This is a genomic window from Bacillus sp. 05T31 (genome assembly GCF_056396725.1).
Genome location: NZ_JBFTMA010000969.1, coordinates 1 through 1,221, shown reverse-complemented (window position 1 = coordinate 1,221; position 1,221 = coordinate 1). Strand labels below are relative to the sequence as shown.

The 1,221-nt window shown below is 29.8% G+C and carries 1 protein-coding gene; it reads right to left on the bottom strand.

The annotated features are described in order from the left end of the window. Positions 1-86: 86 nt before the first annotated feature. Positions 87-533, bottom strand: coding sequence for a helix-turn-helix domain-containing protein (locus AC1DJR_RS30390; protein ID WP_477004300.1), 447 nt, complete (start codon positions 531-533; stop codon positions 87-89). Positions 534-1,221: the final 688 nt, after the last annotated feature.

The window sequence follows — 1,221 nt, the reverse complement described above, 5'->3', positions numbered from 1 at the left end:
TCTTCAATCTGTTGATCTTTTTCTTTTTCCCTTTTTTGAGATTCCAACAACTGTTTTTTTATTTCAATTTCAGTTTCTTCAGATGCTTACAACTTAGAAATTATCATTTGRTTTTGTTCTTCAATTTGTTCTATTTGCTTTTGAAATGAATTTGCTAATTTCTGAATCTCATATTGCATTTTGTGCGGAATTAAATYRYYCTYTGATTCCTTATTTATCAAWGKTTGCAYGCTYTGTATCGGCGATTCTCTCTTCTGTCTTCGTATCACTGCTACAGAAGCCGCCATATCAAGGTTTACTCCAGCTTCTTTTCTAGCTTGAATCAAATCTCTAAACGTTAACTCATCTATATCGGTAAAAATCCTTGTATTATTTTCATTTTTCCGAAAAACATACCCTGCTTTCTCAAGAGATTGGGCGTACTTTCTAACTGTACTTTCAGCAATTCCAAATGTTTTAGCAATATCATGACTCTTTAATTCCTTAGGGATTCCCTCTAACAATTCAATTTTTGTATCGCTCGTACTGGCCATCGCTACCACCTCTTTCTATTTTTATAAGCGATATATCGGCGATATAATATGAATAAATAACACTTAAAATAAACATAACAAAAAATAAACAAGAATACACAAAAAAWTTYAGACAAATTAAGCATATACTCGTCTTTTTAAACATCARCATACACTATGATTTAAAACAATCATAATCAAATTTATACACGATTTCATACAAAAAAAGAGGAAAAACAAAATAGCGAAGACACTTAGAATCCCTGTCATACCAACAATGTATAAAATCATGCATATAACGATAAAAAGAAAAAACGGACAAACCTAATGACATCGAAGGTTTGTTCTTTTTATTTGCTACCGATAATACAGATTATGTGAACGGAAACTTCCTTTCGAAAGCAGTTCTGAAGGGACTTTTTTTATAGATTTTGAGATACACGGACTACGGATAAGTGGAGTTATGTAAACTTTTATTTGTGATATTATTTAAATTAGCATAGTTGTTGTATTATGAATTTATTGTTTCAGCAAATAATAAAAGAGGTATTATATTATGAAATTTGAAGATAAACGTAGGTTAGGCATCCAATTAGGTTGTTTACTTATAACAGAGGAAAATCAATACTTAGTTATTAAAAAAAATGAAAACTATTCTTTAGTAAACATTGAAACTGTAGAATGTGTAACATTTGAAGTTTCTTTGGAG